At 66.8% G+C, this 16451-nt stretch carries 17 protein-coding genes; 4 read left to right on the top strand and 13 right to left on the bottom strand.

All coding sequences use genetic code 11. The features are described from left to right. Nucleotides 1–74 precede the first annotated feature (74 nt). A complete protein-coding gene (locus KXR53_RS17195) occupies nucleotides 75–335 on the bottom strand; it encodes a hypothetical protein (RefSeq protein WP_437376465.1) in 261 nt (86 codons plus the stop codon). Further along, on the bottom strand, nucleotides 332–1009 hold the full coding sequence (locus tag KXR53_RS17190; RefSeq protein ID WP_437376464.1) for a hypothetical protein: 678 nt from the start codon (nucleotides 1007–1009) through the stop codon (nucleotides 332–334). The genes KXR53_RS17195 and KXR53_RS17190 overlap by 4 nt, the downstream gene beginning before the upstream one ends. Nucleotides 1010–1391: 382 nt before the next feature. On the opposite strand from KXR53_RS17190, the gene KXR53_RS17185 reads away from it, so the two are divergent. The 3 genes from KXR53_RS17185 to KXR53_RS17175 all read left to right on the top strand — a co-directional run bounded on the left by KXR53_RS17185 (nucleotide 1392) and on the right by KXR53_RS17175 (nucleotide 4810). Beyond that, a complete protein-coding gene (locus KXR53_RS17185; RefSeq protein ID WP_437376463.1) occupies nucleotides 1392–2846 on the top strand; it encodes an O-antigen polymerase in 1455 nt (484 codons plus the stop codon). After that, nucleotides 2843–3943 carry an acyltransferase family protein gene (locus KXR53_RS17180; RefSeq protein WP_437376462.1) on the top strand — a complete coding sequence of 367 codons (1101 nt, stop codon included), beginning with the start codon at nucleotides 2843–2845 and terminating at the stop codon, nucleotides 3941–3943. The genes KXR53_RS17185 and KXR53_RS17180 overlap by 4 nt, the downstream gene beginning before the upstream one ends. Nucleotides 3944–4006: 63 nt before the next feature. Next, nucleotides 4007–4810: a class I SAM-dependent methyltransferase gene (locus KXR53_RS17175; RefSeq protein ID WP_437376461.1), complete on the top strand. Its 804-nt coding sequence runs from the start codon at nucleotides 4007–4009 to the stop codon at nucleotides 4808–4810. A 47-nt stretch (nucleotides 4811–4857) separates the two neighbouring features. On the opposite strand, the gene KXR53_RS17170 is transcribed toward KXR53_RS17175, so the two are convergent. The 6 genes from KXR53_RS17170 to KXR53_RS17145 are packed head-to-tail and all read right to left on the bottom strand — an operon-like array spanning nucleotide 4858 to nucleotide 14107. Next, a complete protein-coding gene (locus tag KXR53_RS17170; RefSeq protein WP_437376460.1) occupies nucleotides 4858–7191 on the bottom strand; it encodes a hypothetical protein in 2334 nt (777 codons plus the stop codon). Nucleotides 7192–7241: 50 nt separating this feature from the next. Beyond that, nucleotides 7242–10553, bottom strand: a complete 3312-nt coding sequence (locus KXR53_RS17165) for a phage tail protein (protein WP_437376459.1) — start codon at nucleotides 10551–10553, stop codon at nucleotides 7242–7244. After that, complete coding sequence (locus tag KXR53_RS17160) at nucleotides 10553–10954, bottom strand: DUF6950 family protein (RefSeq protein WP_437376458.1); 402 nt, start codon at nucleotides 10952–10954, stop codon at nucleotides 10553–10555. The genes KXR53_RS17165 and KXR53_RS17160 overlap by 1 nt, the downstream gene beginning before the upstream one ends. After that, nucleotides 10939–11544: a hypothetical protein gene (locus KXR53_RS17155; protein WP_437376457.1), complete on the bottom strand. Its 606-nt coding sequence runs from the start codon at nucleotides 11542–11544 to the stop codon at nucleotides 10939–10941. The genes KXR53_RS17160 and KXR53_RS17155 overlap by 16 nt, the downstream gene beginning before the upstream one ends. Continuing rightward, nucleotides 11544–12209 carry a hypothetical protein gene (locus KXR53_RS17150; protein ID WP_437376456.1) on the bottom strand — a complete coding sequence of 222 codons (666 nt, stop codon included), beginning with the start codon at nucleotides 12207–12209 and terminating at the stop codon, nucleotides 11544–11546. The genes KXR53_RS17155 and KXR53_RS17150 overlap by 1 nt, the downstream gene beginning before the upstream one ends. After that, nucleotides 12206–14107, bottom strand: a complete 1902-nt coding sequence (locus KXR53_RS17145; RefSeq protein ID WP_437376455.1) for a hypothetical protein — start codon at nucleotides 14105–14107, stop codon at nucleotides 12206–12208. The genes KXR53_RS17150 and KXR53_RS17145 overlap by 4 nt, the downstream gene beginning before the upstream one ends. 204 nt (nucleotides 14108–14311) lie before the next feature. Between KXR53_RS17145 and KXR53_RS17140 the strand changes: the two genes are divergently transcribed. After that, complete coding sequence (locus KXR53_RS17140) at nucleotides 14312–14683, top strand: hypothetical protein (protein WP_437376454.1); 372 nt, start codon at nucleotides 14312–14314, stop codon at nucleotides 14681–14683. A 34-nt stretch (nucleotides 14684–14717) separates the two neighbouring features. On the opposite strand, the gene KXR53_RS17135 is transcribed toward KXR53_RS17140, so the two are convergent. The 5 genes from KXR53_RS17135 to KXR53_RS17115 all read right to left on the bottom strand — a co-directional run bounded on the left by KXR53_RS17135 (nucleotide 14718) and on the right by KXR53_RS17115 (nucleotide 16435). Beyond that, nucleotides 14718–14864, bottom strand: coding sequence for a hypothetical protein (locus KXR53_RS17135; RefSeq protein WP_437376453.1), 147 nt, complete (start codon nucleotides 14862–14864; stop codon nucleotides 14718–14720). Then, on the bottom strand, nucleotides 14861–15331 hold the full coding sequence (locus tag KXR53_RS17130) for a gene transfer agent family protein (RefSeq protein ID WP_437376452.1): 471 nt from the start codon (nucleotides 15329–15331) through the stop codon (nucleotides 14861–14863). The genes KXR53_RS17135 and KXR53_RS17130 overlap by 4 nt, the downstream gene beginning before the upstream one ends. Beyond that, entirely contained in the window at nucleotides 15331–15780 is a 450-nt protein-coding gene (locus tag KXR53_RS17125; RefSeq protein WP_437362237.1) for a phage tail tube protein, read from the bottom strand. The genes KXR53_RS17130 and KXR53_RS17125 overlap by 1 nt, the downstream gene beginning before the upstream one ends. An 81-nt stretch (nucleotides 15781–15861) precedes the next feature. Next, nucleotides 15862–16275, bottom strand: a complete 414-nt coding sequence (locus tag KXR53_RS17120; protein WP_437376451.1) for a DUF3168 domain-containing protein — start codon at nucleotides 16273–16275, stop codon at nucleotides 15862–15864. Continuing rightward, a complete protein-coding gene (locus tag KXR53_RS17115; RefSeq protein WP_437376450.1) occupies nucleotides 16262–16435 on the bottom strand; it encodes a hypothetical protein in 174 nt (57 codons plus the stop codon). The genes KXR53_RS17120 and KXR53_RS17115 overlap by 14 nt, the downstream gene beginning before the upstream one ends. Nucleotides 16436–16451 lie beyond the last annotated feature (16 nt).

Here is a 16451-nt window from a genome sequence, read left to right as displayed (position 1 = left end):
AGTCGATCCAGGCCTGGTCGGCGCCCTCGACCCATTCGGGGGTGACCGGCGGCTCGGCCGCCACCAGGCACAGGCTATCGGCGGTCCCGGCGCCGGGCGTAGCGGCGCAGCCACTCGCGGCGAGCAGCAGGGCTGAGAGAGCGCAGCGCCTTGTGGCGCCGGACGGTCTCGAGGACATGGGTCAGGGCCTCCTGGGTCTGCTGCGCGGCGACGCCGGCCTGGCCGGCCGCGAAGACGCGCCAGAGGACGAGGACGACCAGGGCGGCGCCGAGCAGCGCCAACGCCGCCCAGCGGCCGAGCCTGGAGCCGAGCAGGCCGGCGACGATCCCGATCATCGCCGCCTCAACACCAACCAGGCGATCAGTCCGGCCGCGGCGACGGCCCCGGCCACGACCAGGGCGGCGGGCGGCAGGGCGGCGATCTGCTGCACCACCGGGAGGGCCGGCGCGATCTGCTGCAGCCCGTCCACCGCGGCGCCGAGGACGGCGGTGCCGCCGGCCGCCACCGCCACCGTGGTCTTGGCCCGGTCGGCGGCGCGGCTGACCACGGCGCGGCCCGGCGGCTGCACGCCCGCCCGCAGCAGGCCGTCGTCGATCACCGAATCCGGATAGATGTTCCGGCCGTTCTCGTGGGTGATCACGGCCTTCACCAGCGGCGCCAGATGGGCGTAGCCGTGCAGGTCGAGCACGGCGTCGGGCCCGAAGCCGGTCAGCCTTGCCACATGGGCGATATAGGCGTCGGTGTCGTTCTCCTGGCCCGGCGCCCAGCGCGAGATGATGCCCCGGATGGTGCGCAGCCCGTGCCGATCCTGATACGCGATCAGCAGCGCGGCCAGGGCGCGGATGCCCCAGACCGGCGCGGAGAACACCTCGAACCGGCCGCCATTCCGTTGGAATTCGGCGGTGCCGCGGTACTCGGCCTCGGAAAGGCGCCCCTGCCACGGATTCGCGGCGATTCGCTCGATGTTGCCAGGGTTGTTGTTCCGCTCCCCGCGGGTCGGATTGGCCATTCTGGTCTCCCGAAACGAAGAGCCCCGCTCGAGGCGGGGCTGGGTGAACGAATGCCGCTGCCGCTCGGCCGCGGCAGGCGTTAGGATCGGCGAAGATGTCGAAGGGGGGTTGGTATGGAGACGCTGGCGAGGCTCGGTTGCATTGCGCTTCTGGCCTGGCTGCCGGCCTGCGCCGGCGAAGGAACGCCCCCTCCCGCGCGGAAAGCTCAGCAACCCAGTGTTTTGGACCGTGCCGTGGAGCCCGTGGTGAAGCAGCTCGGGGGACGGATTGGCCCCCAAGGGGGCATTGTGTTTCAGAGCCAACCGCCACGCTGAGTGGCCGGGCAGGATCCCGCCGGCCGGTCCTGCGATAGAGACGGATTCGACGGCCGGAGCTCGGGCGTTGCGCATCTTCGACCGGCCGCCCCCGAAGGATGGCCCGCAGAGCGCGCGCATGAAAAAGCCCGTACCAGACGGGCGAAGGTGCTGGCATTCGCCAGTCGGACCAGCGAAGATCGGCACGATTCATAATGGCGTATTGCGCATGACCCGGTTTACCGAACATAGCTTGATCAACCCACGCTCATTGACGCCGGTCAGTGTGCTGTTGTGGATGTGCCTCGCGTGGTTGGCCATCTTCTGGGTCGCACCGGTCGAGATGTACGCCTCGGCGTCGAACTACCCCTACGTACTGCTCGGAGTCTGCCTAGCGGCCCTGCTCGGAGGGCTCATGTTGTTCGAGCCCAAGTCGTTACCGACGTTGCTGATTGATCGCGACGACGAACATCAACGCCTTCGGTTGCTTTACAAGGTGGCCTTCGTCTTGGGAATCCTTGGCATTTTCCTGCGAGTGGCCGACTGGGTCTTCCTGCGCGGCCTCACGATCGACACCGAGTTCATGGAAAATCGGGAGAAGATAGAGACCGCAGGTGCCAATGCGTTCTCAATGGCGTCGACCATGCTGGTCCCCTTCACTGTTGTCCCGTACATGCTCTATGCGGTCGCTCGGCGCAACGGAGTGCAGGTCGGCAGAACGTGGACAAGCGTTGGCTTGGCCCTCCTGTGGCCCCTCCTCACGATCGTCATCGGCTCTCGTTCAAGCATGTTCATGAGCATCGGTATGCTCGCGATCGCTCGCCTGATCATATTTCGTCGAACATCCAAACTGGCTGTGGCAGCGATCGTCCTCGGCTTTGTCAGCCTCATTTATCTCGGAGGCCTCCTGTTCATCGCCCGACTCACCGAGATCGGCCTGAAAGTCGAAGGCGTCATCAAATTCTCCGCCTTTACGCATCTGGTCCCGGTCACTAATGAGTATTATCACTTTACGTCAACACTAACTGATTGGCAGAATGACAGCACTTTCATTGCAACTACTTTTTCACAATATATACTGCACGGCGTCCCAGAATTTATATACCTTGTAGAGCATTATACGAAAGGCGATCAGTGGGGCCTTTATGGGTTCCCATTTTTTCCGAGACTCTTATCTGCACTATGGGGTGTCGGTTATGACGCGAACTCTGTTGTATTTTCCGTTCCTAGAGCAGGCATATATACTACAATGTTTGGACCATTCTACGTCGATTTCGGACCGATAGCTCCTGCATTTTGCTTAGCACTTGGCGGATTTATTTCGTTCATCCGCAAGCGCGTACTGCAAGGCGATGTCGCCGCACTTCCATTATACATTACCTTCGTGATGCAGGTTGCCTCGGCAGTTGTGGTCAACACGTTCCTTGCCGCTTACGGCATCTTCTTCAATCTCGCGTTCATATGCTTCTGGATTGGGGTGACGATCCTTCGGCCCAGGTCCACCAAACAATCTACCTGGCTCGCGCAGGAGGCCAGGCCATGATGGCAGGGGGAAAGTCTAACCGCCTCGCCTATATCGACTCTTTACGAGGCATCGCGGCATTACTTGTGGTGCTGATGCACAATGTCCAGCCCGTTGCCACGGGGCCAACACGAACCCTCATTTACGATATCATCGACCCAGGCAAGGTCGGCGTCGTGGTGTTCTTTGCCATCAGCGGGTTCGTTATTCCCTTCAGCTTCCCGAAGGGCTCCGCTCCGCTTCGACAATTCGCGATCTCTCGTTTCTTTCGCTTATACCCGGCCTACTGGCTTTCAATGGCAGCATACCTCGCCCTGCTCTTTTTCGCCGGCGCGGACCTACCCTCGGTCGCCAACGTCCTGGCCAATCTGAGCATGGCCCAGACAGCGATTGGGCAGCCTAACCTGATCGGCGTCTATTGGACCCTGTTCATCGAACTGATCTTCTACATCCTGTGTGCGCTCGCGTTCGCAGCCGGGCTGCTGCGTATGGCCCGATTCACGCTCTGGGCGTGCATCGCCTGGCTGGCGATTGCCGTCCTGTTCGCCGTGGCGCGGTTCTACCTGGAGCGAAAGGTCCCGGTGGCACTCCCGCTTTCGCTCTCCATCATGTTCTGGGGCACTCTTTGGCGCGAAGCGATCGTGAATGGGTCGGAGACGCACCGCCGGTACGCCATCTGGATGCTCCTGCTTTATGTCGGCCTCATACCGCCCATAAGCCTCCTCGCTTACAATATTGATCTCGGCCTCGAGGAGAACTGGGTCCGGTACACGATCTCGTATCTGGTCGCGCTGGCTATCTTCGCGACGCTGACCACCGCGGTCCGGATCTCTAGCCGTTTGCCGGTTTGGTTAGGGGCAATCAGTTATTCCCTCTACCTCTTTCACGTCCATGCGAGGGATGTGGTTGAGATAGCTTTCGCCTTTGCTGGTACCGGGCTGCCAGCCTGGGCCAGCGTTCCATTGTCCATTGCAGTCGCCGTTCTGGCCGCCTGGGCCATCTACACGTCGATCGAGCGACCAATGATCACGATTGGGCGCAGGGTCGCTGACGCCGTCGCTATCAGAGAAGGGCGTCGGACGCATGAGCCTGCGGTCGAAGGCGAAGTTGGCACCTAGGTGTCGGGTTGACAGGGCCAAGCCGACGCAACAGGGTGCACCCGAATTCGAAGGATCCTTGTAATGACGACCGATTTGACCGCGGCCGACGGCTCCACCACCAAACACCGTCGATCGCTCCGCCGTGCGATCCATAACTGGCTCTGGCCTATCATCGGGGACTTCCCCCGGGAACTGCTGCGCACCAAGCTCGCGCGCTTCGCGGTCGCGGCTTCGCGCTATGCCTGGTACGTGCTGCTAACGCGCCGACTGCGTACCACCAGTGGTGACGGCGTCGCGAAGACCACCGTTGCTCACAACATCCGGGGTATGCTCGACCTGCACGTCGAGCGATCAAGTCGCCTGATCGACCCCGTGGCCGCATGGGCCGCCGCCCGGCGCATCAGCCTAGCAGACCTGAGGATCCTGACGATTGGCCCCAGGACCGAGGGCGAGATCCTGAACCTTGTCTCCCGCGGCTTTCGGCGCCGGAACGTCACTGCGCTGGACCTGATCTCCTATTCGCCATGGGTTCAGATCGGCGACATGCACTCGATGCCCTACCGGGACGCAAGCTTCGACATTGTCCTTGCCGGCTGGGTGATCAGCTACAGCGATGACAAGCAGCGCGCCGCCGACGAGATTGCACGGGTCGCAAAGCCTGGCGGCATCGTTGCCATCGGCATCGAGTGGGGCCGCAAAAGCCCCGAGCAAGTCGCCGCCGAGCGCACCGGCTACATAGTGGGCAGCGCGAAGCGTCTCCCCACAGCGCGCGCCATTCTCGACCTGTTCGGCGATCGGGTCGACCGGGTGTATATGCACGTGGACGACCAGGACGTCGCTGCCGAGGAAGCCGGAGATCTCCTGGTCGTTTTCCGCCTGAAGTAGAGCGCATTCCAGCGCGATCGTGTACTTCACGCCGCCATTCGGGCTGATCACGCCGCGCCCGGGGTGATCGGGATCGCGACGTCATCGACGTACCCGACCTGGCCATGGGCACCGGTGACGTCCTGGCGATAAGCGGCGTTGCCGCTGCGCGCCAGGTTGCGGGCCCGGATCTGGCAGGGGTTCCCTATCGTGCCGCCCGTCGGGCTATCGTTGCGCAGCCGGAGGAGCGCCTGCGTCGATCCCGTGCAGCTCCCGCCCAAGATCTCGATCATCGCCGTGTTCTGGCTGCCGTCGCCATTCACATCGGGGGTTACCGCGCTGTACCCCACGGCGTTATCCCAAAGGTAGCAACCCCTGACGGAGACCACCGACGATTTCGCGCCCGCTGCGTTGGTCACCACGACGCCGATCCCCTCCGCGGCGTTGCCCCAGACCTTCGCCCCGACGATCGTCGCGCTGCCGACCGGCACGATGCCGCACTTACCGTTCCGGGCGTAGGTGCCGCCGAAAATGGAGACATCCTGGTCCTGGTGATTCGACAAGCCGTCGCCGATCACCATGTCGGTCATTTCACAGTCGAACACGCGAAGCCGGACGACGCGGTCTGGCGTCGGGTTGGGCGGCTGGAAGTCAGCCGGGTCGGTGTGGTTGATGCCATCGTTCCAGCACCGCCAGCCCCGAACGTTGGCGATGGCACCCGACATCATATTCGGTGACACGGCGTTGAGCACCATGGCGCCGTAGATGTCGCAATCCTCGATCGTGCCTCGCGTGCGACCGGCCAGGATGCCATGGCCGTAGGGAAATGCGATCTCTAGCCCCGAAATGTAGATGTCCATCGCGGCAACATCAGCCGCCGCCGGCGACATCAGATTGACGCCGGCTAGCCATTCGGCCCGGAACAGGCTGAGGCCATTGGGATTCAGCTTGTTCTTTGTGCGGATGTACTCCTTCTTATCCGCTGCCGAGATCCAGTACCAGCCTTCACCCGCGGGCTTCGCGGCCAAATCCGCGAGGGTGGTGCCGAGAGGAGGCATACGGTTGTAGATCGTGAAGCCCCACCAGCCGTCGGGCTGAGACAGGTCGACGAAGCCGCCGGAGGCATCCGCGCTGTTGATGATCCCTTGCCAGACATGCGGCCGTTCGTACACATCGGCATAGCCCGGGGTGGCCGTCCATCCGCTGGTCAGCAGGGTGCCCGGACGAATGATGGGGCGTCGGCCCTGGTCGCCACGAATGGAAACGGAGTCGAAGCGACCGGGCCGGATCTCCGGGGGCGTCGCATAGAAGCCGCCGCGCAGCGCGATATCCACTCGCCTACCGCTCTCATTGACGTAGTTGATTCCCTCGGTCCAGTCCTTGAACGGCGACTTTTCGGTGCCGACGCCCCCAGGCTGCCCCACCGAGGGATCGATGTAAAAGCGCCGCGGGAACGGCTCGATCACCCCGGCCAGGACAGGTCCGAACGCGCCCGCCCCGGCCGCCCCTTGCTGCCGCGCCACAGCGCCGAGCCAACCCACCGGAAGACCTGTGACGGTGAAGCTCGACACGAACTGGTCGTTCTTCCAGCGGGTGAACGCGCCGGTCGTCCCGTCCGCATCGACGCGAACGAGCCATTTCAGCCGGTCGCCCGCCACAAAGGTCGCGCCAGTCGTGTTGCCATCGACAATGCCATTGCTGCCGTAGGGCGCGACGGTCGATCCATCCTGCCGGAGAGCCTGGACCACACCGGTCTGCCGCCAGACGAAGCCGACGAAGTTGTTCGCGTCGATCTGATCCCCAGAGGACGGGTTGAAGCAAACGCCGAATCCCGTCACCGCATCGGCCAATGTTGGCTCGTATTCAACGACGATCGAGCGCGATTTGACAGCCTGGAAGCGTGTCAAGAAGCCGATCAGAAGGAGGCCCGCAAAGTTCTGAGTGAATGTCAGCTTCCCATTCGAGATCGACCACGTGTAGCGCGTATCGGGGTTGGTGATGATGGTGTTGATCACCCGGAACTGGCCGCTATCCCCGAAATTGAGCGGCGTCGTCTCCTGCGCCAGCTCGGCGAGCCGAAGGCCATCAACAATCTGCTGCTCCCGGATCGGCTCGATCCGGTCGACCCCAGAAATCCACTGGTTGGCCCCATCATCCCACACCCACACCGTCGGGTAGTTGTTCGCCTCGACCGGGTCGGCCCAGAGCAGCGCCGGCTTACCGTCGGGCTGCGTCGTGTCGGCGTCCATCACCGCCTTGTTGGGATAGGTCTTCATCCCGCTGGCCTCGGCGATGGCCTGGATGAAGCGCAGCAGGCGGCGGATATCCTGCTTGTTCGGCTCCTTCACCGAGCCGTCGGCATTGAAGTCGGCCCATACCTGGTCGACGGTCGGAATCGCCATGACCGCGTCACTCCATCAGATTGTCGTTGAGGCCGCCGCGGCGGCAGGGATCAGGAGGCGGCGCCGATTGCCGCGAGATAGTCGTGCAGCGCGTCGCGCAGGGCGGCGACCTCGGCGCCGCTCAGCCCACCGCCCCAGCAGGCGGCCGAGACGCGGGCGTTCGAGAAGCCGGAGCCGCCGCGCAGCACATGGAACGCGCCGGCGGCCGGGGCCGCCGACGCGCGCGTGACGGCGTTGCTGCTCTCACCCTGATACGAGGTGTAGCCCGTCGACGCCTGACGGCTGTGGGCGTAGAAGCCCGTGCCGTCGCCCGTCTGCGCCGGGGCGTCCGCGCTCGCGCTCATGTTCATCGTCCACAGCACGGCCGTGGAGCTTTTGCAGGCGATCAGCATCTGGCCGCCGCCAGCCTCCCGATAGGTGCCGACCGCATCCGCCGTGGACGCCTGATGCACCCAGACCGCCAGGTGGCTGCTGTCCTGCTGCAGTTGGTTGGTGCCCACCGTCGCATTGAAGGTGCTGGCCAGGTAACCGCCCGCCGTGATGCCGGCGCCGCCGCCCTGCCAGCCGCGGTCGGCGGTGAAGACCGGCGCGGTCGAGCCGGCCGTCGTCGCCGTCAGCACGAAGCTGCCCGGCGCCTTCGCGTTCAGCCGAGAGGCCTGCTGGTGATGCGCGGCCAGCAGATAGAGGCAGTCCAGCTTGGTCCAGACGCCTGCGGCCTTCAGCGCCTCGACCAGCGCCTTGATCAGCGTCTGCCGGGCACGGCTCGGCCGCACCGTCATCGCCGCGATATAGGCCCAGGCGTCGGCGTCGATCGGGTTGACCGTGATCGTCACCGAGCCCGACGCCACGCTCTCGTTGCCGCCGGCGGTCTGGGTCGCCGTCATCGCGTTCGCGCCGAGGCCGAGATCGGTCGAGGGCGTCACGGTCCAGGTGCCGTCCCCGGCCGCCGTGCCGGTGCCAACCAGCACCGCGTTGGCGTAGAGCTTGATCAGCGCGCCCGCCACCGCGCCGTTGCCGCTTACCGGCGGTCGCCGGTCATAGGTCGGGGTCGGGCCGGACGGGTCGGTGATCACCGGCGCCGCCGGCGCCAGTTCGGCCATCACGCCGTCGGTCGGCGCGCTGCGCACGCCCGACCAGTTCTCCGCGGTCGCGAAGTACCACCAATCGCCCAGGCCGGGCGTGTCCACGGTGCTGCGCGGCAACCCGGCGCCCCCGTAATACGGCCCCGCCACCTGCACCGCCCCGGCGAAGCTGTCGCTGCTGTTGCGCCAGAAGCGCATGGCGGCGTGCTTCGGCGAGTCCGGCGCCGTGGCCGTCACCGTCACCTGGCCGGAGCCGGGCGCGCCGGCCTGCGCGGTCAGGCCGGTCGGCGGGGGCGGCGCGATCGGGTCCGCCACCGCGGTGAACTCGACCGGACGGTCCGGGTTCTCCTCATCATCCGGATCTCTCGGCACCCAGGGGCCCGCCGTCCGGCGCGGCCCGAGAAAGCGCACCTGCCCCTCGTAGATCTGACCGTCAGCCAGTGCGCCGGTCTCCACCCGGTTGGCGTCCTGCTCGGCCGTGAGCAGTATCCATGGCGAGCTCAGCGGCGTTTTCGGCCGATACCGTGCCTGGCCGACGAACACGCTGCGCGGCGGCGGATCCCACGAGATGACGCCGACGGCGGCATAGGTCTGGCCGTTGATCGCCCGATGATCGATGGTGATGGTGATGCCGGTCGGCTCCGGCATGTCCTCCTCGGCCTCGTCCTCCTTCGGGATCGGCGCCGGGTCGGCCTCGTCCTTCAACGGGTTCCAGTCCCACCAGCCGTCATAGCTGGTCACCTCCGCCTCCACCGACATGGTGGTGCGGTCCAGCCGCATCGACGTGATCTCGAAGATCTGGTCGATGCCGAGCTCGGCGAGCTGCAGCCGCACCCAGCGTTCGCCCCAGGCGTCGAGCAGCGCCAGCGTGCCGCGGATGCGCCCGGCCCAGCTCGGATTGCCGCGCTTCAGCGTGGCCCGGGCGATCCGCTGCGCCTGGCCTTCGGAGGGCACGAAGCGCAGCTTGATCTGGCTGGTCTCGATGCCGTTGCGCTCGATCGAGGCCTGGTCCTGCTGGATGCCGGCCTCGACCTCGGTCCAGTCCTGGTCCTGGCTGACATAGGTGGCGCGCACCTCGTTGATGCGCTCGATGGCAGCCTTGCCGGTAGAGAAGTCGTATTCCAGGATCTGGTCATCGGTGATCGTCACGCCGACGGCCGGATTCGGCGAGCCGACGGTCAGGCCCAGCCTGCCGTCCGGGCCCTGGGTCAGCCGGCCGCCGCAGGCGTCGAGCAGGTCGGACAGCACCGACTTGCGGTCCTCGGTCAGCTCATAGGCGCCCCAGATCCGCCAGCGACGCTCGTCTGGATAGGGCGGCTCGTGCGGCTTTCGGGGAATGACCTGGTCGCAGAGATTCGCCGCCACGATGAAGCTGTCCAGGTCGATGCGCTCGTCGATGTCGAAGCCGAAGCCGACCGGGATGGGCATGAAAACCAGGTTGCCGTTGGCGTCCGGTGCCCAGCCGGGTTCGGTGCGCGTCAGGTAGTCCAGGATCACCAGCGCCGCGTTGTCCGACCACGTCCAGGTCGCCTCATCGTCGATGCGCTGGTCGCCGGGATCGGTCCCCTGCAGGCGCGGGTCGAAGATCTTGGCGCCGCGCAGCGTGGCGCGATAGGCCGGCGGCCCGTTCGGGAACACCTCCTGCTGCTCTTCCGCCTTCAGGTCGCTGTAGCCGATATAGGTGCAGCAAAGACCCTTGCCGGGATGGTCGGACGGAGTCCATGTGTCGATCGGGACCGTAATTTCCTGGCCGGCGGTCCCAAGGTAATTGGTGACGTAGACGGACGAGGCGTCGCCGGCCCGGTACTTGGAATAGGGGCTGGTGATGATGCCCCCGTTGCTTGCGCGACGCTCGACTCGCTTGTCGTTCAGCCAATGCTCTTCGGGGTTCGGCCCCCGATCGGGCTGCGTTGGGGTCGGGCCGCTGCCGTCGACCTCATGAGCGCAGTGGCAGAGGATGGTGTTGAGGCCGCCCTGATCATTGTTGCTGTTGTATTCGATATAGGCTCCGCCCAGCCGATAGCGGCCATAGCAGCGCACCCGCGGCGGCACCGCCTGCTTTATGGTCTGGCTGCCGTCCTGGAACTTCGGCCTCGGCGGCTGTGGCGCCAGCAGGGTCTGCGCCAACGTGCCGACGATCGACACGCCGATGCCGATGGCAGTCCACGCCGCGACGCCGAGCCCGAGGAACACGCCGGTGGTTGCCGCCGCAGCGGTGACGGCGCCGGCCGAGGCTGCGGCGCCGGCGACGGCGACAACGAAGGGTATCGCCTGCGGCATCAGATCCTCCACGCCATCGTCGCGGCCGGGCAGCGCCACAGCCCGTCACCGGTCTTGGCCAGCCAGCCGAGCTGGCCGCGGATCGCCATGGCCGGGCCGTCGGTGGTGTCGACGACGCCGACGTCTCCGGGTCCGGCCTCGGCCGGATCGATCGGCCGGGCGCCGATGGCGGCGAGGCCGCGGGCCGCGGCGCCGATCAGGCCCTCCGGCTCGTGCCGCAGCAGCCGGCGATAGCCCAGCCGGCTGCGGTAGCGCCCGCGCCACGCCGCCATGGCGTCACGGCCGGTGCGGGCCAGCACCCAGTCCGCCACCCAGCAGGTGCAGTCCATCCGGCCCCAGGCGAAGGCGCTCGAGGCGCCGACCCGGCAATGAATCGCCAGCGCGGTCAGAAGCGGGGCCATGTCTCGGTCCGGTCGACCATCTTCGGGATGAACTCCAGCGCCTTGTCGCCGGGATAGCGCCGCTGCTGATCGCGGTCGGTCAGCATGCCGAACGGCGCCCGGCTGCGCTGTGCGAACAGCGTCTCGCAGGGCAGCGTGATGGTGCGCAGGGTCGGGCCGGTGGCGGCGAAGCTCGGCTTCTGCATGACCCAGGTGCCCAGCGGAATCAGGTTGTCCAGCGGCTCCCAGGCGGTCGCGCTGCGCTGGAAGAAGCCGATCGAGATGATGAGGTTGCGGCCTTCGATCTCGTCGGCATCCGCGTCCTTCTTCGCGGCGGTCACCACCGTGCTGTCGACGCCCGACAGGGTCAGGGTCATCTGCGGCGCGGTGCCGTTGATCGCCTGCTCCAGCCCCTCGATCGACTGCAGCGGGTTGCCCATCCCGTCCTGCCGGTGGCCCATGCCGCGCCAGGTGAAGCCGCCGCGGTCCAGCGGGCCGTCGCCCTCCCAGACCCGCATCGGCCCGGACTTGAACTCGAAGGTGACGAACAGGGCGCAGTCGACCTGCTGCCCCCGCGCCTGGGTGGCGATCGTGCCGGGGAAGAGCGGCATCACCACACCTCCACGAGGTCGAGCGTCGCGGTGCCCATGCGGGCCAGCTGCAGCTCGAATTCACCGCTGTCGTCCGTCACCAGCCGCATCGGCGCCCGGGCACGGCACCACTCGACGGCGTCGCCCGCCGCGACCGGCGTGCGCAGCTTCGGCCGGATATCCAGCTCGGTCGTTTCGTCCGGCTGCGGCGTCACGCCGACGACCACGTAGAGGTAGCCGCCGACCCCGATGAACGAGCCCTCTAGCACCGGCAGTTGCGTCGAGCCGTTGAGGATCGCGACATGGAGCGCGCCGGCGGCTGCCGGCTCCGCAATGGTCGGCGCGATGCCCCCCTGGCTGAAGCCGGCGCCGTCGGTGTGGGGGGCCTGATCGCTATAGGGGATGTCGCCGACGATCGGGATGATCCGGTTGCCGTTGCGGCAGTCGCAGGGCCCGACGCGCACGCCGTTGGTCCGCCCTTCGAGCTTCGCCAGCAGCGACCGCATGGCCCGGATCTTGGCGGGCGTGTGCAGCGGCACGGTCAGCCGCGCGATCCAACGGCCGAGGCCGGACGACACCGCCTGCTCGCGGCCGGTGATCGTCTCGCCGCCGGAGCGGGTGCGGGCGTCGATCCGGAACATCTCCGCATTCGCCACCAGGATCGTCGGCCAGTCGTAGATGATCATGCGAAGCGGATCCGATGTTGGCGGTTGATCTCGGGCACCTGCTGCAGCCCCTTCTTCACCGCCCCGGCGGCGATCTCGGCGATGGTCCGGTCGCCATTGGCGCCGGCCAGGCTGATGTTGAAGGTGATCGGCGGGCCGGACCCGGTGCCGCCGCCGGCCGCCGCCTTGATGACGCTGTTCGGGATCACCTGCCCCGGCACCGACGGCGCGAACCACTCGCGGCCGGTCTCGCCGACCTCGTAGATGCGGCCGGGAAGCGCTTGGCCGCCCGAAGCCATCCCGGGCGGCCGTCCGGGAATCGGCACGGCGATGGGCGATCCCGCCGGCTGCACGAGACCGCCGCCGAGCGAGCCGGTGATGGCGCCGGCCAGGTTGAAGATGCCGCCACTGGTGCCGAACAGGCTGTCGAACAGCTTGCCGAGCGGCCCCTGGCCGAAGAGCGCGGCCTGGGCGATCAGCTGGGCCAGCGAGGTTCCGATCTTCAGCAGGGCGTCGGAGAAGCTGGTCGCGCCCTGGATGCCGCCCTCGATCGCCTGTCCGATCGCCTGGATGCCCTCGACATAGCCGTTGTTCTCGGCGTTGAGGTCGCGGCGGAGGCGCAGATAGGCTTCTTCGCCGATGAATCCTTCGTCGCGCAGGCGGTTGTATTCGGCCAGGCTCTCATTGTACTTCTCCTGCGCCGTCATCACGCTCTTGGTCAGCTGCTCGGCTCTCGTGTGGTCGGCGTCGAGTTGGTCGGCCTGCCGGTCCTGCTCCTTCTGCTCCTCCTTCCGTTGCGCCTTAGGGCGAAGGCCGCCTGCGTCGGAGCGCGGCGGGATCCCGAAAGCGCCCGGATTGTCGGTCCCCAGGCCCCGGCCCGCGAGATCCGCGAGCGCCGTCTGCAGATCGGTGGTCGCGAAAGTCGCCGACTGGCCGCCGAAGGACAGCCCGCCCTTCGGCAGCATGGAGGCGCGGACCTCGGCCAGCGCATCGACCGCGTTGCGCAGGAATCCCGCACGGTCGGCCGCATACTCCAAGCCGCGACCGAAGCCGTACGCGGCTTCGGTCGCGCCGTTCTGCATCGACTGAAGCCGCTCCATCGTTCTGAGAAGCGTGCCGAGCCACTTCTCCAGGTCGAAGACCTTGTCTTTGTTTTGATCGATCGCGCTTGTCAGGACCTCTACATCGTCCTTGCCGGACAGAACCTGGGCCCCCAACTCGCTCAGCCGCTGGCGGATCTCTCCCAGCCGCTGCGCCGAAATCGGCGCCTTGGATTCGATCTCCTCCAGAAGCGACAGGATCTTCCGATCAGCCGCTTCGCCGCCGTAGGCCCGGATGCGCTCGCCGATGGCGCCTCCGCGGATCCCGAAGCCGGCGCCGGCGATCTCCTTCTGGATGGCGGCAATGGCATTTGCCGTGTTGTCGGCCTCGGTCTTCGCCCGATCCATAGCGTCCTTGGACTTCTGTGCGAGGTCATCGAAGCCGAGGCCCGCAACCTCCATGTCGTCCAGGACCCCGCGGAGGCTCTCGCGCACCTTGTCGAAGCCACGCGTCGCGCGGCTCACCGCCTCCTCAGCGCTCTCGCCGAACAGATCGAACCTCTCAATCAGAGCGCTCAGCACGTCGGCGGCGGCAGCCAGGACGGTGCCCCACGGCCCGAAGATCGGCAGCAACTGCGCCGCTTCCCCCAGGAACAGCTGCAGCGCGTTCTCCCCCTCGATCAACCCCTTGACCAGCCCCGGCACCCGGGCGGCGACCGCCTCCAGGGCCTTCTCGATTCCGGCGGAGCCCTTCTTCGCAGCACCCTCGGCCGCCGCCATGTTGCGGGTGGTGACGGCGGCGACCTGAATCATCGCTTGGTTGTACTGGCCGACGACGGCTGTGATCTCGACGCTGATCTGATCAACGGTGACGGCCATCGGACACCTCGAAGTGAACCCGGCTCGACATCCGGCCGGGACGTGTGGGAGGCTGAAGGTCGATTGAGGATCGGGATGCGCTTCGCGACGGGATCAGGGCAGCTTGGCCCGTCGCCTTACCCGCCGGGCCGGCCGAAAGCGGACTCGACCCCCAAACGGGAATATGGGACAGTCTGATTCTATTTTGGGGGGAGAAAATTCAGGATGAACAATTTTTCCTGGCGGTACGCGATTCTGCCGGCTCTGGCCATCCTCTCGACAGTGGTCGCCTCGCCGTCATCCGCCGCTACGATCGGTCCGCAGCAATGCAGGACGCTCACGGACTCGTTCCTCGAAGCACTGACGTACCAGAAGAGAGGGATGGAACAGGTCAAGACGCTGTTGCACCAGAATCTGGTCATTCTCGCCGCCGTCACGCGCCTGAAGATGCAATACCCGGACCTCAAGGAGGAAGATCTCGCGAGTCTCCGAAGGGTGGCCGAGGAGGTGAGCGGTATCGCCGACGCGCTGACCGGCGAAACCGACCCGAAGGTGCATGAAGACGCCTCCATCGTGATCCAGGAACTCTGTTCCTGAACGGGCCTGCCGGACGGCGCCGGAGAAACCCCTTCTACCCGGCCAGGAATCCGTTCTCCCGCGCCCGGGCCAGCATCTCGTCGAAGGCGTCGTCGGATGGCGGCGCCGCGGCCGGGGCGCCGGCCGGATCCACGATTCGGGCATAGGACCGGCCGGCCAGCAGGAACTCGGCCAGGCTCATTCGGCCGATTTCGGGCGGCGGGATGCCGACCGCGAGGCCCTGGCCGTAGAAAGCCGCGACGTCGATCCATCCGTCCCGTCGTCCGCCGCGGCCTCGGCTTTTCCCTCCGGCTCCTCCGTCGCCTCGGCGACGCCGAAATAGGCGGCCATGATCACGGCCTGTGCCGTCGCCAGCGGATTGGCCGGGTCGCGCGGGTCGGCCAGCGGGCGGCCGTCGACATAGGTATCGACCAGCTCCCGCGCCCGCACCGCCGGCAGGCCGCCGCCGATCAAGCCGAGCCGGATGGTCTCGACCACGTCGGCGGCGTACCAGCGCCGCTGGACCAGGAGGCGCTGGGCGATCTCGCCGAGGCCGGCGCCGCACAGCCGCTGCAGCTCCTCGATCTGCTTCAGCTTGAGGGCGAAGAGATAGGTCCCGTCCGCCCAGGTCAGCTCGACCTCGGCGGCAATGTTCGGCTGCCCCGACATCAGGCCACCGCCGTCCAGGCCGGCTTGCCGTTGAGCGTGATGGCGATCTGCACCGTCGCCCGCTGCCCGCGCTGGGCGGTGACCTGGTAGCTGGTCAGGATCGCTGGCGCCTGGTAATAGCCGCCGAAATCCGCCGCGGTGACGTCATAGACCCAGCGGACGGTCTTCTCGGCGCCGGAGAAGGCCCAGTCCTCCCAGGTCTTGCGGGCGTTGCGGTCCAGCACGCCCTGGCCGCTCAGCGTCATCTGCAGGGCGGTGATGTCGGTGATCTTCCAGGCGGGATCGTCCGGGTTGTCGCAATCCGGGATCACGCTCTCATTGGTGTCGCTGGCGATGGTCATGCCCAGCTCGGTCAGGCCGCAGGGCGCGGCGAAGGTCTCGGTCGGAACGGCACCGTCACCGAGCAGGATCATGACGTCGGAAAAGCGGAAGGTCTTGGCCTGGGCCATCGGGATCTCCTCGAATGAAAAGACCCCGCTCGCTGGCGGGGCCGGTCATGCCGGAAGCGGCAGGGGCGAAAAGGGGCGGCGTCACTCGGCCGCGATGCACTCGAACTCGATCACGCAATGGACGACGCCCTGCTCCGCCGGGTCGTCGAGCAGGCGGGTCTGCCGCCACTGCAGCGACACCAGGAAGCCGTCGGGAAGCACGAGGTCGGCCTCGTCCAAAGCCCTGACGACGGTCGCCGCCAGCGGCTCGGCCGAGGCGCGGCCATAGCCTTTAGTGAAGGAATCGACCTGCAGCCGGATCAGGCTGCCACGCACCCCGCCGGTCGCCTCCCAGGGCTGGGCGATGACGGCGGCACAGCGCAGGAAGGGATAGGCCGGGGCTGCGGAGACGTAGTCGTAGACCCGGCCGCCGACCAGGGCGGCCACGCCGGGATCGGCCTGCAGCGCCGCCGTCACGGCGCGGCGCAGCGGGCCGGACAGGTCACGGCCGCTCATGGCTGTCCTTCGGCTTGGGCACGCGCCGGCCGGCGCCAGCGGCCTCCACGGCCTCGGCCGCGGCGGTCGGAACCAGCAGCGTCGTTCCCGCCCGATAGGCCAGGACGACCCGGCGCGAGGGCCTGAAGTCGAAATCGGCGATGAAATGGATCCAGGGCATGCTTCGGACTCCCATG

The organism is Inquilinus limosus, assembly GCF_051487185.1.
Lineage (GTDB): Bacteria > Pseudomonadota > Alphaproteobacteria > DSM-16000 > Inquilinaceae > Inquilinus > Inquilinus limosus_F.
Note: the sequence above shows the minus strand (reverse complement) of the source record. Positions and strands in the feature narration are given on the sequence as shown.

What these genes read in the sequence shown, in the direction of transcription:
- KXR53_RS17195 (WP_437376465.1), bottom strand. Translation starts at nt 335, where the DNA reads ATGATCGGGATCGTCGCCGGCCTGCTCGGCTCCAGGCTCGGCCGCTGG.
- KXR53_RS17190 (WP_437376464.1), bottom strand. Translation starts at nt 1,009, where the DNA reads ATGGCCAATCCGACCCGCGGGGAGCGGAACAACAACCCTGGCAACATC.
- KXR53_RS17180 (WP_437376462.1), top strand. Translation starts at nt 2,843, where the DNA reads ATGATGGCAGGGGGAAAGTCTAACCGCCTCGCCTATATCGACTCTTTA.
- KXR53_RS17175 (WP_437376461.1), top strand. Translation starts at nt 4,007, where the DNA reads ATGACGACCGATTTGACCGCGGCCGACGGCTCCACCACCAAACACCGT.
- KXR53_RS17170 (WP_437376460.1), bottom strand. Translation starts at nt 7,191, where the DNA reads ATGGCGATTCCGACCGTCGACCAGGTATGGGCCGACTTCAATGCCGAC.
- KXR53_RS17165 (WP_437376459.1), bottom strand. Translation starts at nt 10,553, where the DNA reads ATGCCGCAGGCGATACCCTTCGTTGTCGCCGTCGCCGGCGCCGCAGCC.
- KXR53_RS17160 (WP_437376458.1), bottom strand. Translation starts at nt 10,954, where the DNA reads ATGGCCCCGCTTCTGACCGCGCTGGCGATTCATTGCCGGGTCGGCGCC.
- KXR53_RS17155 (WP_437376457.1), bottom strand. Translation starts at nt 11,544, where the DNA reads ATGCCGCTCTTCCCCGGCACGATCGCCACCCAGGCGCGGGGGCAGCAG.
- KXR53_RS17150 (WP_437376456.1), bottom strand. Translation starts at nt 12,209, where the DNA reads ATGATCATCTACGACTGGCCGACGATCCTGGTGGCGAATGCGGAGATG.
- KXR53_RS17145 (WP_437376455.1), bottom strand. Translation starts at nt 14,107, where the DNA reads ATGGCCGTCACCGTTGATCAGATCAGCGTCGAGATCACAGCCGTCGTC.
- KXR53_RS17140 (WP_437376454.1), top strand. Translation starts at nt 14,312, where the DNA reads ATGAACAATTTTTCCTGGCGGTACGCGATTCTGCCGGCTCTGGCCATC.
- KXR53_RS17135 (WP_437376453.1), bottom strand. Translation starts at nt 14,864, where the DNA reads ATGAGCCTGGCCGAGTTCCTGCTGGCCGGCCGGTCCTATGCCCGAATC.
- KXR53_RS17130 (WP_437376452.1), bottom strand. Translation starts at nt 15,331, where the DNA reads ATGTCGGGGCAGCCGAACATTGCCGCCGAGGTCGAGCTGACCTGGGCG.
- KXR53_RS17125 (WP_437362237.1), bottom strand. Translation starts at nt 15,780, where the DNA reads ATGGCCCAGGCCAAGACCTTCCGCTTTTCCGACGTCATGATCCTGCTC.
- KXR53_RS17120 (WP_437376451.1), bottom strand. Translation starts at nt 16,275, where the DNA reads ATGAGCGGCCGTGACCTGTCCGGCCCGCTGCGCCGCGCCGTGACGGCG.
- KXR53_RS17115 (WP_437376450.1), bottom strand. Translation starts at nt 16,435, where the DNA reads ATGCCCTGGATCCATTTCATCGCCGATTTCGACTTCAGGCCCTCGCGC.